The organism is Streptomyces sp. NPDC032940 (assembly GCF_040636935.1).
GTDB lineage: Bacteria > Actinomycetota > Actinomycetes > Streptomycetales > Streptomycetaceae > Streptomyces.
The window spans coordinates 67,785-82,452 of record NZ_JBEZVJ010000009.1 but is presented as its reverse complement, the minus strand read 5'-3'; the positions used below and the strand labels follow the sequence as shown (position 1 = coordinate 82,452).

At 76.0% G+C, this 14,668-nt stretch carries 7 protein-coding genes; 6 read left to right on the top strand and 1 reads right to left on the bottom strand.

The window, feature by feature from the left end; translation table 11 throughout:
- Nucleotides 1-161 precede the first annotated feature (161 nt).
- Together AB0E77_RS14505 and AB0E77_RS14500 are read left to right on the top strand one after the other, a co-directional pair.
- The gene (locus AB0E77_RS14505) at nt 162-3,065 is read left to right on the top strand and encodes an SNF2-related protein (RefSeq protein ID WP_361569746.1); all 2,904 of its coding nucleotides are present in this window, start codon (nt 162-164) and stop codon (nt 3,063-3,065) included.
- Nucleotides 3,062-5,179 (top strand): SWIM zinc finger family protein, encoded by a 2,118-nt coding sequence (locus AB0E77_RS14500; RefSeq protein ID WP_361569744.1) that lies wholly within the window; start codon nt 3,062-3,064, stop codon nt 5,177-5,179. Before AB0E77_RS14505 ends, AB0E77_RS14500 begins: the two co-directional genes overlap by 4 nt.
- Nucleotides 5,180-5,333: 154 nt before the next feature.
- Here the strand turns inward: AB0E77_RS14500 and AB0E77_RS14495 are convergent, their stop codons facing one another.
- Nucleotides 5,334-6,791, bottom strand: coding sequence for a condensation domain-containing protein (locus tag AB0E77_RS14495; protein ID WP_361569742.1), 1,458 nt, complete (start codon nt 6,789-6,791; stop codon nt 5,334-5,336).
- 277 nt (nt 6,792-7,068) lie between these two features.
- Between AB0E77_RS14495 and AB0E77_RS14490 the strand changes: the two genes are divergently transcribed.
- The 4 genes from AB0E77_RS14490 to AB0E77_RS14475 are packed head-to-tail and all read left to right on the top strand — an operon-like array spanning nt 7,069 to nt 14,643.
- Nucleotides 7,069-8,862: a non-ribosomal peptide synthetase gene (locus AB0E77_RS14490; protein WP_361569741.1), complete on the top strand. Its 1,794-nt coding sequence runs from the start codon at nt 7,069-7,071 to the stop codon at nt 8,860-8,862.
- A complete protein-coding gene (locus AB0E77_RS14485; protein ID WP_361569739.1) occupies nt 8,859-13,292 on the top strand; it encodes an SDR family NAD(P)-dependent oxidoreductase in 4,434 nt (1,477 codons plus the stop codon). Before AB0E77_RS14490 ends, AB0E77_RS14485 begins: the two co-directional genes overlap by 4 nt.
- The gene (locus AB0E77_RS14480) at nt 13,289-13,813 is read left to right on the top strand and encodes a 6-carboxytetrahydropterin synthase (RefSeq protein WP_361569738.1); all 525 of its coding nucleotides are present in this window, start codon (nt 13,289-13,291) and stop codon (nt 13,811-13,813) included. Before AB0E77_RS14485 ends, AB0E77_RS14480 begins: the two co-directional genes overlap by 4 nt.
- Nucleotides 13,810-14,643, top strand: a complete 834-nt coding sequence (locus AB0E77_RS14475; protein WP_361569736.1) for an alpha/beta hydrolase — start codon at nt 13,810-13,812, stop codon at nt 14,641-14,643. Before AB0E77_RS14480 ends, AB0E77_RS14475 begins: the two co-directional genes overlap by 4 nt.
- The last annotated feature ends 25 nt before the right edge of the window (nt 14,644-14,668 follow it).

The following is a 14,668-nucleotide window of genomic DNA, read 5'->3' as shown; positions in this document are numbered from 1 at the left end:
CCGGAGCCGATCCCCGGAGCCACGAACCGAGGGTCCTGAGCCCGAGTCCTGAGTCCTGGGCCGCGGATCCCGTTCCCCGGGCCGCCGGGGCCGATTGTCAGACCCCGCCCGTAGAGTCGAAGACAAGTGATCCGGGACGAGGGCGGGAGGTGGCAGAACGTATGAGCGACACGACCGGTGCGGTTGCCACGGCCCCGCGCGCCCACGACCGGGGGGAGCCGGAGCGGCCCGCCCCTTCCGTGCCCGCCCGGCTCGCCGCCGTCTTCCTGCCCGCGCCCCTCCCACGCGACGGACGCATCGCCTTCTGGGACCCCGACGGCGGTCCCGTCACCGCCCCGCAGCCCTCGGTCTCCGATGCCGCCGAGGCCGTGCCCGAGCCCACGGAGCTCACCGTCGTACGCCGGCACGGCAGCGCGGCGCGCCGCGGCACCACGCCCGCGCTGTCGCTGCCGATCGCCGAGGCCCTGCCTCTGCTGGTGCGCGCCCGGCACGACCCGGCCGCCCACCCCGCCACCGCCTGCTGGGGCGCCGCCGCCCTGCACGCCCTGCGGCTCACCGCGCGCGGACGCCTGCTGCCCGGCCTGACGGCGACCGGACACGACGCCTGGCGGGCAGGCCCGCTGGACCCCGACGACATCGCCCACCTGCGCGCGGTGGCAGCCGCCCTGCCCCCCGAGGGCCACGCGGTCCCGCTGGACGGCCCCGGCCCGGTCCGGCTGCCCGCCCCCGAGGCGCTGATGCGGTCCTTCCTCGACGCCGTGGCCGACACCCTGCCCCGCACCCCCGCCGCGCCCCACGCCTCGGGCCGCCCCTTCGCCGCGCGCGCCGCCCAGCGGCTGCCCGACGCCCACGACTGGGCCGCCGAGGTCGCCGCGGGCATGGACGCGGGCGTACGGATCTCGCTGCGCCTGGACCTCTCGGCGTACGACCTGTTCGACGGCGATCCGGGCAGCGGCACCCGGGGCGCGGGCGCGGCCGTCGTCCAGGTGCACAGCCTCGCCGACCCCACACTCGTCGCCGACGCGGCGGACCTGTGGTCGGGCGAGGCCGACGCGGCGTTCGGCCCCCGTGCCCGCGTCGACGCCGCCCTCGCGGTGCGGCGCGCGGCGCGGGTCTGGCCGCCGCTCGACCGCCTCACCGAGCAGGACGTGCCCGACGTGCTGAGCCTGTCCGAGGACGAGGTCATCGACCTCCTCGGCGTGGCCGCCGGCCGGCTCGCCGCCGCCGGCGTCGCCGTGCACTGGCCCCGCGACCTGGCCCAGGACCTCACCGCGACCGCGGTCGTCCGGCCGGCGCCCGGCTCGGCGACCGACGGCACGGGCTTCTTCGAGAGCGAGGACCTCCTCCAGTTCCGGTGGCAGCTCGCGCTCGGCGGCGACCCGCTCACCGAGGCCGAGATGGACGGCCTCGCCGAGGCCCACCGCCCGGTCGTCCGGCTGCGCGACCGGTGGGTGCTGGTCGACCCCGCTCTCGCCCGCCGCGCCCGCGCCCGCGACCTCGGCCTGCTCGACCCGGTCGACGCCCTGTCCGTCGCCCTCACCGGCACCGCCGAGGCCGAGGGCGAGACGGTGGAGGTGGTGCCGGCCGGCGCGCTGGCCGCCCTGCGCGACCGGCTGACGGCCGGCGTCCGCCCCGCCGAACCCCCGCCCGGCCTGCACGCCACCCTCCGCGACTACCAGCTGCGCGGACTGGCCTGGCTCGACCTCATGACCTCGCTGGGCCTCGGCGGCTGCCTCGCCGACGACATGGGCCTCGGCAAGACCGTCACCGTCATCGCCCTGCACCTGAAGCGGGCCCGCACCGAACCGACCCTGGTGATCTGCCCGGCCTCCCTGCTGGGCAACTGGCAGCGGGAGATCACCCGCTTCGCACCCGGCGTCCCCGTCCGCCGCTTCCACGGCCCCGACCGCACCCTGGACGACCTGAAGGACGGCTTCGTCCTCACCACGTACGGCACGATGCGCTCGGCCGCGGCGACCCTGGCCGAGCAGCCCTGGGGCATGGTCGTCGCCGACGAGGCCCAGCACGTCAAGAACCCGTACTCGGCGACCGCGAAGGCCCTGCGCACCATCTCGTCCCCGGCCCGCGTGGCGCTCACCGGCACACCCGTCGAGAACAACCTGTCCGAGCTGTGGGCCCTGCTCGACTGGACCACCCCCGGCCTCCTCGGCCCCCTCAAGTCCTTCCGCGCCCGGCACGCGCGCGCCGTGGAGAACGGCGAGGACGAGGAGGCCGTGCAGCGCCTGGCCCGGCTGGTCCGCCCCTTCCTGCTGCGCCGCAAGAAGTCCGACCCGGGCATCGTCCCCGAACTGCCGCCGAAGACCGAGACGGACCACCCGGTGCCCCTCACCCGCGAACAGGCCGCGCTGTACGAGGCGGTGGTGCGCGAGTCGATGCTCGCCATCGAGACCGCCGGCGGCATGGCCCGGCGCGGGCTGGTGCTGAAGCTGCTGACCTCGCTGAAGCAGATCTGCGACCACCCGGCGCTGTTCCTGAAGGAGGAGCACCCGCCGGGCGGGGCCGACCGGCTCAGCGCCCGCTCCGGCAAGCTCGCCCTGCTGGAGGAGCTGCTGGACACGGTCCTCGCCGAGGACGGCTCGGTGCTCGTCTTCACCCAGTACGTCGGCATGGCCCGCCTCATCACCTCCCACCTGTCCGCCCGCGCGGTCCCGGCCGAACTCCTGCACGGCGGCACGCCGGTGCCCGAGCGCGAGAACATGGTGGACCGCTTCCAGAGCGGGGCGACCCCCGTCCTCGTCCTCTCCCTGAAGGCCGCCGGCACCGGCCTCAACCTGACCCGCGCGGGCCACGTCGTGCACTTCGACCGCTGGTGGAACCCGGCCGTCGAGGAACAGGCCACCGACCGCGCCTACCGCATCGGCCAGACCCAGCCGGTCCAGGTCCACCGGCTCATCACCGAGGGCACGGTCGAGGACCGCATCGCCGAGATGCTCGAGTCCAAGCGGGCCCTGGCCGACGCGGTCCTCGGCGGAGGCGAGTCGGCCCTGACCGAGCTGACGGACCGCGAGCTGTCCGACCTGGTGTCCCTGCGGAGGCCGTCATGACCCCCAGCCCCGCCGACGAGGCCCGCCGAGCCCTGCGCGCGGCCCGCGAGCGCGGCGAGTCCGCCCGCCCGGCCGACGCGGCGACGGACGCGGGCGTCGACGCGAGCGCGGACGCCGGCACGGACGGCACGGGCCGGGTGGCGGCGCCGGAGCGGGACCAGGGGCAGGACCCGCCCCAGGCCCCGGACGAGTACTCGGCGCGGCCCGAGGAGCAGAGCCACGATGAGTCGGGGCGCGAGCACGAGGGCCCGCGCCCCGGGGACGTCGCCCGCGCGGCGTTGCACAGCGCGCGGACCGCACGGCCGCCCGTTCCCGACGACGCGACGCACCCCGGGACGGGCACGGCCCCCGCCCCCGCTCCTGCCGCCAAGGAGGACGGTCGTCCGGCGGACGTGGTGCGGGAGGCGCTGCGGGCGGCCCGTCGGCAGGCGAGGGAGGACACCGAGGCCAAGCGCGCGGTGGGCGGGCGACGAGCCGCCCGCCCGGCCCGTCGCGCGGGCGGGACCGGCGGTTCCCCCGCCGAGGCCCGCGCCCGTGTCGTCCGGGACTTCATCGCGGACGCGTTCCGGCTGCCCCCGGACGAGGAGCCTGCCGAGGACGCGGCGGCTTCCCCGGCCGGCCACGCCCCGGCCCCCGACGCCGCACGGGTCCCGGCCCCCGACGCCGCCCCGGCCGCCGACGCCGCGCGGGTCCTGGCCCCCGACGCCGCACCCGCCCCGGCTGAGACCCCCGCACCCGCGCCTCCACCCACCGCCTCGCACAAGCGCCCGCCGCGCCGACGGTCCGCACGCCCCCCGGAGCGCACCCCCCACCAGCCCCGCACCCCCGGCTCCATGGCCGCCCCGGACCGCGACGGCGACCTGAGGCGCACCTTCCCGGCCCTTCCGCCGCTCCCGCCCGGGACGGCGCCGGACGGCGGCTTCGCCGAGACCTGGTGGGGGAACGCCTGGGTGAGCGCGCTGGAGGAGGGCGCGCTGGACCCCAAGCGGCTGGTCCGCGGCCGGGGCTACGCCGAGCACGGGCACGTCGACGCCATCACCGTGACGCCCGGACAGGTCCTCGCCTATGTGCAGGGCAGCCGCCCGAGGCCGTACCGCGTGCAGGTGCGGCTGCGCACGCTCGGCGACGCGGACTGGGAGCGGTTCCTGGACGCCGCCGCCGAGCGGCCGGGGCACATCGCCGCCCTGCTCGACCGGGAGCTGCCCCACACCCTCGCCGACTGCGGGGTCCCGCTGCTGCCCGGCCCCGGGGACCTCGCCCCGCGGTGCAGCTGCCCCGACTCCGGTCATCCCTGCAAGCACGCCGCAGCCCTCTGCTACCAGACGGCGCGGCTGCTCGACGCCGACCCCTTCGTCCTGCTCCTGCTGCGCGGCAGGGGCGAGCGCGAGCTGGTCGACGCCCTGTCCCGGCTCAGCGCCGCCCGCGCGGCCCGCGCCGCCCAGGACAAGGGCCCGGAGCCCCTGCCCGGCGTCCGGGCCACCGAGGCGCTGGCCGTGCGGTCGCTGCCGCCCCTCCCGCCGCCGCTGCCCGCGCCCCCGCACCCCGAGCAGCCCCCGGCCTACCCGGCAGCACCGGGCGGACCGGACCCCTTCGCGCTGGACCAGCTGGCCACCGACGCCGCCGCCCGCGCCCACGCCCTGCTCACCACGGGCCGCGACCCGGTCGGCGGGCTGACGCTGTGGCAGGACGCCGTCCGGCACGCCGCCGCCCACCCCGGCTCCGGCCTCACCGCCGGCACCCGGGCGCTGTACTCCTCCCTGGCCGGCGCGGCCGGCCGCAGCACGTCGGAGCTGGCGCGCGCGGTGGCCGCCTGGCGGCAGGGCGGGCTCGACGGCCTCGATGTCCTGGAGGAACCCTGGGACCCGCCGGCCGGCCGTTTCGACCGCGCCCGGCCCCTGCTGCTCGCCGCCGACCTCCCCGCCTTCCGCCCCTGGCGCAACCACCTCACCCACCCCGCGGGACACCTCCAGATACGGCTCGCCCGCACGGGCCTGTGGTACGCCTACGAGTCCGAACCGGGCCGCGACGACTGGTGGCCCCGCGGCACTCCCGACCTCGACCCGGTCGGTGCCCTGACCGGCCTCGGCGGCGCCGAAGCGTTCGACGGCGCCTGAACACCTCCCAGCAGGCGGCGCGGGTCGGAGCGTGGCCGCCTGGGCGGGCGGGCGAGTGCGGCCTCGAGCCGGCCGGCCGGGGGTCCCTGCGCCCACTGATGGAGGCAGACCTCCGGCGCCGGGGGAGACGGAGCCCGCGGCGGCCTCGGCGGTCCTACGGCGCCGGGGTCCCGGCCTGCTGGGAGCGGACGTCCTCCAGCAGCCGGGACACCGGCCGGTCGGGGTGCAGGAGGATCTGCCGCAGCACCGTCTCGTAGGTCCTCAGCAGTCCGGCGACCTGCCGCTCGTCGGCCTGCGCGCGCGTCGTGTAGTACTGCAGGGTCAGGACCGGGTCGTCCGCGACGACGAAGTAGCAGAGGGCCGGCGACGAGCGGTGACTCGTCCGGGTGCGGGGCTCGGCGTGCGGGACGGCGTCGAGGGGGCCCTCGTCACGGCGGTCCGGGAGTGCGCCGTTGACCGAGTAGTTGAACATGTAGCGCCACTCGGGCAGCCCGCCGATGATCTCGTGGGAGAGGTTGTTGATCTCGTCCACGTCGTAGCAGCCGTAGCGCAGCGCGGCGAAGCTGTCCTGCTGGAGGCGCTGGGCGAGCTCCGTCACCGTCGCGTCGGCGGGGAGGTCGGCGCGCATCGGCACGATCTGGTTCATCGAGGTGACGAGGGCGCCCCACCGCGGGTCGAACCGGTTCGAGGCCATCATCCACCAGGCGGTGGACAGTTCGCCGAAGCAGACCGCGGCGGTCAGCGTGGAGGCGGCCAGGAACAGCGCCTGGGGCAGCACCTGGGCGCTCCGGGCCCGCGCGGCCACCGCGCCGCCGAGATGGTCCAGGGGCAGCTCGCCGTCGTAGCGCGGCGGCGGTTCCCGCAGGCCGTCCTCGGCGCTGAGGGGGAGAGGGGAGAGGAGTCCGCTGCGCAGCACGTCGCCGTGGAAGCGGCGTGCCTGCTGCCGCCGCGTGCGCCAGGCCGTCGAGCGCTGTTCCAGGGCGAGTGCCGTGGGGCTGTCGACGGTGTCCCCGGTCCCGCTCGGCGGCGCGGGGCGGGGCTCCGCGAGCAGTCCCGCCAGACCGTCCTCGAGAACGCCCTGAGCCCAGTCGTCGGCCGCGATGTGGTGCAGGCACATCGCGATGCCGCGGGGGCGGCCGTCCGCCGTGGCGATGGTCGCCCGCCAGCCGAAGTCGTCCTCCAGGGTGAAGGTGCGTTCCCGTGACGACTCGACCAGGGCGTCCCGCGCCTCCCGGGTGTCCTCGATCTCCGCCTGCTCGATCACGCCGTGCGCGCGGTCCTCGACGCGCTGACGGGGAGCGGCGTCCTTCGGCAGCGCGTACACCGTCCGCAGCGACTCGTGCCGTTCCGCGAGGAGTTCGAGCGCCGCGCGCGCCTCCTCCACCGTGACCGACGGCTTCAGCGGCAGCCAGTAGGCGATGTTCGCGACCGACCACAGAGGGCGCGGGATGTGCTCGATGCTGCGCAGAACGGACAGCTGGCCGAAGCTGAGGGGTTTCAGGGGGGAACACCGCCTTGGTCGGGAGGCCGGCCCGGGGCGGCGGCCGTACCGGTGGACGAGTGGCCGGAAAAGGGCGTGTGAGCGCGGTTTCCCGAGGGGCGCCGCGCTCACACGAATGGTGCTACGGGGGCGCCTTCACAGGCGCCGCGGTGCTCAGATGGCGGAGTTCACAGCAGCCATGGGACACCTCCTCGAGAGAAGAAGGAAACCGTCAAGATCCCTTACTCCTCGAACTATAGTACTGTGCACGCGAGTTGACCGAGTGACTTGAAAAAACTCCTGTGAGTCACGGGAGTTGGGGTAGCCAGCGGAACGACTTGGTGATCCCCTCGTCGGCGTGGGGCGGGCACGCTCCGGGCGTGCGCGGGGGCGGGAACGGGGGTTCAGCATGTCCGTCGACATACTCGAGCACTGCCTGGGAGCGCGGACCGGCCGCCCCGCCGCCGCGGACACCCCCGCCCTGGCCGACGGCGCCCGGAGCCTCACCTACGCGGAGCTGCACCGGCGGGTGACCGACGAGGCCGCCGCCCTGCGCCGCCGGGGCGTCGGCACCGGCTCCCTCGTCCCGCTGCCGTCCACGGCACGGTCGGCCGACACGGTGGTGTCCCTGCTGTCCGTCCTGGCGGCCGGCGCCGCGTTCACCCCCGTGCTGACCGGCGCCGACGGCGAGCCGGTGGTGCGGGACATCGTGGCGGACCCCACCGCGTGGCCGGACCACCTGCCCTCGCCCCCGGACGCCGCCTACGTCCTGCCGACCTCCGGCAGCACCGGACCGGTCAAGCGCACCGTCGTCGCCAGGGAGGGGCTGCGCGCCGTCTTCGGCGGTCTGTACACCCTCCTCCAGGACCGGATCCCGCCCGCGGCGGTCTGGACCCAGCTGCACCCGCTGACCTTCGGGTACAGCATCTGCGAGATCCTCGGCAGCCTGACCTTCGGCGGGACCCTGACCCTCGTCGAGCGCGAGGAGCCCCTGACCTTCGCCGCCCTGCGCCGGACACTGTCCGCCGGTCCGGGCCCGCACGTGGTGTGCCTGACCCCCTCGGAACTCTCGGTGCTCCTGAGCGCCGGGGACGCGCCGCTCCCCTCCCATCTGCTGCTCAGCGGTGAGCCCGTGCACCGGGCGCCGCTGCGCGACGTGCTGTCCCGGCCGGCGGACGCGCCCGTGGTCGTCGTCAACACGTACGCCGCCACCGAGACCTCCGGTCAGGTCACCGCCGACCTCGTCACCGCCGACCGGCTCGACGCCGTCCTCGCGGGGAACGTCGGCCGGCCGCTGCCGGGCACCGAGGTCCTGCTGCGCGGCCCCGACGGGCTGCCCGTGCCGCCCGGCGACACCCGTACCGAGGGGGAGATCGAGGTACGGGGACCCTCGGTCGCCGCCGGATACCTCGACGCCGCCGCACACGCGGCGAAGTTCGGCGCCGACGGCCCGCGGCGCGTGTTCCGCACCGGCGACCGGGGACGCTGGAGCGGCGACGGCGGACTCGTGGTCACCGGGCGCGCGGAGCGCAGGGTGAAGCTGGGCGGGAGCTGGACGGCCCTCGACGAGCTCGAGCGGACGCTCGTCGACGACGGCCTCGCCGGCGAGGCCGTCGCGGCGGTCGAGGAGTACACCGTCGACGGCGCCTCGGGCGGGCGGCTCCTGGTGGCCGTCACCCCCGTGGGCGCCACGCACCGCGACACCGCCGCACGGGCCCGCGAACGCGTCCTCCGGCTGCTGCCCGGCCCCGTCACCGTCCGCGTCGTCGTGTGCGAGGACATCCCCCGCACCGCGCACGGCAAGACCGACCTAGCGGCGCTCTCCCGGACCGCACCGGCACCGGTCCACGAGTCCGGAGTCGCCGGCACCGTGGCCCGGATCTGGGCGGAACTGCTCGGAGCCGGCTTCTCCGCCGACGCCAACCTCTTCGAGACGGGCGTCGACTCGCTCGGCGTGGTCGCCGCCGCGAGCCGCCTCAGCACGGCACTCGGACGCCCGGTGTCGCCGACGTTCGTCTTCGACCATCCCCGTATCGCCCTCCAGATCGCGGCCCTCTCGGGCCGGGAGGGCGAGACCGCACCGCCCCCTGCGGACACCGCCCGGAAGAACTCGCGGAGCGCCGCCGCCGACCGGCGGCGCGAGGCCAGGCTGTCGGGCCGCACCTCCGCCGTCTCCGTCCCCTCAGAAGGAGTGATGCAGTGAACGACCGCGACGTCGTGGTCCTCGGCTACGCCTGCAGAGTGCCCGGAGCCTCGGAGGTGGACGCCCTGTGGAACCTGGTCGCCACGGGCAAGGACGTGGTGACCCGTGCCGCGACCAACGTCGGAGCCACCGCCGGCGGCCGGGTGCACGCGTACGGCCTGCTGACCGGATCCGAGCAGTTCGACGAGGACTTCTTCGGCTACGCGCCGAAGGAGGCCACGGAGATCGACCCCCAGCAGCGTCTGCTCCTGCTGTGCGCGGTCGAGGCCCTCGAGGCCGCCGGGGTGCGCCCGTCCACCCTCGACTACGACATCGGGGTCTGGGCCGCCACCGGGCTCAGCTCCTATCTCCTGGAGACCTGGGACCCCGCGCTGAGCGGCACCGAGGGCATGGCGGCCCTGATGGGCGGCGACCCCCACTACGCGGCGACCCGCGTCGCCTACAAGCTGGGGCTCACGGGCCCGGCCGTATCCATCGGCTCCGCCTGCTCCTCCTCGCTGCTGGCCGTCCACTCCGCGGCCCAGGCCATCCGCGGCGGCGAATGCGACCTCGCCCTCGCGGGCGGCATGGACGTCGAGCACCCGCAGCCGATGAGCTACCTCCACCAGGAAGGCGGCATCCTCGCCGCCGACGGCGTCTGCCGCCCCTTCGACCAGGACGCGACCGGCACCGTCTTCGGCTCCGGCGGCGGCCTGGTCCTGCTCGCCGACCGCGAGGTGGCCGAGCGCGAGGGGTGGCCCGTGCGCGCCGTGCTCCTCGGTTCCGCCGCCAACAACGACGGCGGGGCCAAGGCCTCGTTCACCGCCCCCAAGTCCTCGCGCCAGAGCGACGTCATCCGCCAGGCGCTGGCCGCCGGCGGGGTGGAGCCGGGCGAGGTCACGTACGTCGAGTGCCACGGCACCGGCACCCGGCTCGGAGACCGCAGCGAACTGGACGCCATGCGGTCCGTCTACGGCGAGGGCTCCGGCATCACCCTCGGCTCCGTCAAGGCCAACCTGGGCCACCTGCGGGTGGGCGCGGGCGTCGTGGGGCTGATCAAGGCGTGCGAGATGCTGCGCCACCGGGTCCTGCCGCCGGTCGCCAACCTCGTGAACGCCTCCGCCTCGTCGAAGGAGGCCGGCTTCCTCGTCCCCTCCGAGGGGGCCGCGATGACCGACCCCGACTCGGCCGTCATCGGGGTGAGTTCGTTCGGCTTCGGCGGCACCAACGTCCACGCCGTCGTCGGTGCGCAGCCCGCCGGCACCGCGGTCGCCGGGCGGGACGCCGAAGGCGCCGACGAGACGGAGCACCTGGTCCTCCAGGTGTCCGCAGCCACCCCCGACTCCTGCCTCGCCACCTCCGTACGGCTCGCGGACCACCTGCGCGACGACGAGCGACTCCCGCTGGACGCCGTGGCCAGGACGCTGCGGGAGGGCCGCGAGACCAAGGCCTACCGCCTCGCCGTGGTCGCCCGCGAACGCGAGGACGCCGTCTCCGGGCTGGAGGGCGACTCGGCCTTCGCCGTCGAGGGCTGGGCCGCGTCCGCGGTCGCCCCGGTCGTCCTCGTCCCCGGCCAGGGCACCGACCTCACCCCGCTCGCCCGCGCGCTGTGGGAGTGGGAACCCGTGTTCACCCGCGTGCTGCGCGGCCACTGGACCCGCCTGGGCGAGCTGCGCCCTGGAACCCCTCCCGTCGAGGCGGCGCTCGAGGACCAGCGGCGGCTCACCCGGGGACAGCGGCACGCCTGGCACACCGCGGTCGTCCTGGCGCTGATCGGGCAACTGCGCGACCGAGGGCTGCCGGAGGGCCGGTACGCCGGATACTCCCTCGGCGAGTACGCCGCGGCCGTCGCCGCCGGAGCCCTCGACGCCGACCGCGCGCTGACCGCCCTCGTGGACCGCGGCGACGCCCTGGACCGGGAGGCCCCGGCCGGCCGGATGCTGGTCGTCCAGGGCGGCCCGGAAGAGATCGCCCGCGTCCTGCCCGGCCTCGTGCCCGCGGCCGTGCTCGCCGAGAACCGCACGGTGCTCGCGCTCGCCGACGCGGACGCCGACGACGCAGGCGAACGCCTCACCACCGCCGGCCTGTTCCACCGCGACGCCGGAGCGGACCTCCCGTACCACTCGGCGCTGCTCGCGGCGGCCGCCACGGCGTTCGGCCCCGCCGCCCGCACCGCGGCGCCCGAGGCGACGGACCGGTGGATCCCCACCCTCCGGGGAGCCGACACCGCGGACCTCACGGCCTACTGGGAGCGGCACCTGGTGCGCACCGCGGACCTGAGCCCCGTCGCCGCCGCCGTGCGCGGCCTCGGCGAACAGGCGCGTCCGGCGCTGGTCGACCTCAGCCCCGACGGCTTCTTCGGCCGCGCGGTGCGCTCCACCGCGGCCGACGCCGCCACCGTCCTGCCCTGCCGGACGTCCGCCGACGCCCGCGCCACCTACCTCCGCGCGCTCGGCGGCCTGTGGACGGCGGGCCTCGACCTCGACCTGAGCCGCCCCGGCGAGAAGGGGACGGTCGTCGCCCTTCCGCCGCGGGCCTGGGACCTGCGCCCGCGCCTCAAGCAGCGGCCCGAGCGCGACGAGCCGGCCGCCGTCCGCAAGGGCAGGCGCCTGGTCGTGCGGGAGCCCTCCGTCGACCGCTGGATGTACCACCCGAGCTGGCGGCTGCGGCTGCGCCCGCCCCGGCCCGAGGACGTCTCCGGCCAGCGCTGGCTCGTCTTCGCCGGCAAGGACCGGCTCAGCGACGAGATCGTCCGCGAACTCGGCGCGCTCGGCGTCGAATGCGTCTGCCTGCGCCCCCACGACGACGTCGTCCCCGGCGACGAACAGTCCGTCAAGGCCGCCGTCGCCGCACTGGACCTGGACACCCGGCCCGTGCAGCGCGTCGTGCACCTGTGGTGCGCGCGGCCCCTCACCGACTCCGGCGACCTCGACGGACGGCTCACCGCCCTCGACGACGAACTGGCGCACGGCTTCTACACCCTGCTGTTCGGCTTCCAGGCCCTCACCGCCCACCAGGGCGCCGCCGGGGTACGCCTCGACATCGTCGCCGACGGCGTCCACCCGCTGGATCCGACGAGCGGCGCGTCCTCCCCGGAGCGGGCCCTGCTCGCCGGGCCCGCGCTGGTCGTCCCGCAGGACTTCCCGTTCGTCACCGCCCGCTCCATCGACATCAGCGCCCTGCCCGACGGCACCGCCGCCGCGGAGGTCCTCGCCGAGCTGCGGACCCCGACCGCGGACCACGCCCTCGCGCTCACGCCCGCCGGCCGCTGGGCCCGCGCCTACGAACGCGACACGCTGCCCGAGGTCGAGGACGGCAAGCTGCCCCTGCGGCTGCGGGAGCGCGGCGTCTACCTCATCACCGGCGGACTCGGCGGCATCGGCATGACGCTGGCCGAGTACCTGGTCCGCACCTGCCGCGCCCGGCTCGTCCTCACCGGTCTGGACGCGGTGCCGCCCACGGACCCCGGCACCCCGCTGCCGGACGACGACCCGGCGCTGGCCGAACGCGCGGAACGCATCCGCAAACTGGAGGCGCTGGGCGGCGAGGTGCTGGCCGTCCGCTGCGACGCGGCGGACCGCGAGCAGACGGCCGCGCTCTTCGAGCAGATCGACCGGCGCTTCGGCGGGCTCGACGGCGTCGTCCACGCGGCGGGCGTCTTCGAGACCCGGCGGGCCTTCCGCAGCCTCGCGGAGACCGGCCTGGAGGACTGCGAACGAAGGCTGCGCCCCAAGGTGCAGGGCACCCTGATGCTCGCCGAGTTCCTGCGCGGACGCCGGCTGGACTTCGTCCTCATGCAGTCCTCGCTCTCCTCCCACCTGGGCGGTCTCGGCTTCTACGCCTACACCGCGGGCAACGCCTACATGGACGCGTTCGCCGAACGGCACCGCGACGACTCCGTCCCGTGGATGACCGTCAACTGGGACGGCTGGATCTTCCGCGAGCGCGACGACGACGCCCCGCACGAGTCGGTCGTCTCCCCCTCCTTCGCCTCCCCGGACTTCGGCGTGGTCGCCGAGATCGCCATCCGGCCCAGCGAGGGCGCGGACATCTACGGACGGCTGATGAACGTCGTCAGCCCCCACCAGGTCCTGGTCTCCACGGCCGACTTCGAGAGCCGCATCGACCAGTGGGTCACCCGCGTACGGCCCGAGGCCGGCGAATCGCCGGCCGCCAGGACCACCACGGCCGCCTGGACCGACCCGACCGAGGCGCGGGTGGCCCGCGCCTGGGCCGAACTGCTCGGCGCCGAGGAACTCCACCCCGACTCCAACTTCTTCGCCCTGGGCGGCGACTCCCTCCTCGGCGTCTCCCTCGCCCACCGGCTCAGCCAGGAGTTCGGCACGGTGATCAGCGCCATCACCCTGTTCGAGAACCCCACCATCACGCAGATGGCCAAGGAGATCTCGCACGCCACCACGACCGGCCACGACCGCCAGGGGGAAGCGTGAGCGACCACGCAGCCCGGACCGAGGACCGGCCCGCGGAGTACGGACCGCTCCGCCACGCCCCGGCCCGGTACACCGTCACCAAGCTCTTCGACGACCTGCCCTGCACGCACCGTTCGTGGGCGCACAGCGGCAAGTGCGCCTTCCTGCACGGCTACGAGCGCAGCTTCGAGATCGAGTTCGGGTGCGGCGAACTGGAGCCGAAGACCGGATTCGTCGTCGACTTCGGCGACCTCAAGCAGGTCCGGGAGCTGCTCCAGCGGCAGTTCGACCACACCACCCTGATCGCCGCCGACGACCCCCAGCGGGAGGCGTTCGAGGAACTGAGCCGGCTCGGCGTCGTCGATCTGCGGATCATGGACCACACCGGTATGGAGGGCGCCGCCGAGTGGGTCTACGACCAGGTGGACCGCCTCGTGCGCGAGCGCACCCTCGACCGCGTGCGGGTGCTGCGCGTCGTGGCCCGCGAGTCCCGCAAGAACGCGGTGGTCTTCCACGGCCCGGACGGCCAGGGACCCGGGTGAGCCGCACGCGGGAGCCCGGTGGTGACGCACCGGGCTCCCTGGTCACTCCGGTCCTGCCCCGGCCGGGCGGCAGACCCTGGCTGGTGCTCCCGGGCTGGCGGCAGTCCGGCGCCCACTGGACACCGCTCGCCCGCTGGCTGACCGGCTCGGGCGTCGGCCTGCACGCCGCCGACCTCGCGACCGCCGCGGCGCGCTGTGACGCGCCCCGCGGCTCCCTGGCCAGGACCGAGGAGATGGCCGCGGCCCTGCTGGCGGAGCCGGTGGCCGCCGACGCCGCGATCGTCGTCGGGCACTCGGCGGGCACCCCGCTCGCCGCGCTCCTCGCGGCGGCCCTGCCCGGGGTGGCCGGGCTGGTCCTGGTCGAACCCGTCGCCGCGCACTTCGGCGCGGCACCGCCGCGCCCGCCCGTCCTGAGCGAGGCCGTCCTCGCGGCCGGAGCGGGCAGCCTGCGCAGGCAGTACCCGCTGGCCGCCGCGACGACCCTGCGCACCATCGACGCCGCGCTGCGCGGGCAGCCCCGGCAGGCCGAGGACGACCCCGTCCCCCCGACGGCCGCGACCGACGTCCGGCGCACCGAGCGGGTGCGCGAGGCCCTGGTCTCCGCGCGCGTACCCGTCCTGGTCGTACGCGGCCGAGCCTCCGCGCTGCTCGCCGCCGAACACGCCCGAATCCTCGCCGGCATGGCGCCGAAGGGCCGGGCCGTCACGCTGCCCGACGCGGGCCACTCCCCGCACATCGACAGCCCGCGCGCCACCGCGGCCCACCTGACCGCCTTCGCGGCCGAGGTGGCCCCGCACCCTCCGACCCACGCAGGAGCCCGACTTGACTGAGATCACGGACCTGCCGGCCGCACGA

Excerpts from the sequence above, each read along its gene's own strand:
- AB0E77_RS14505 (WP_361569746.1), top strand. The coding sequence starts at position 162 with ATGAGCGACACGACCGGTGCGGTTGCCACGGCCCCGCGCGCCCACGAC.
- AB0E77_RS14500 (WP_361569744.1), top strand. The coding sequence starts at position 3,062 with ATGACCCCCAGCCCCGCCGACGAGGCCCGCCGAGCCCTGCGCGCGGCC.
- AB0E77_RS14490 (WP_361569741.1), top strand. The coding sequence starts at position 7,069 with ATGTCCGTCGACATACTCGAGCACTGCCTGGGAGCGCGGACCGGCCGC.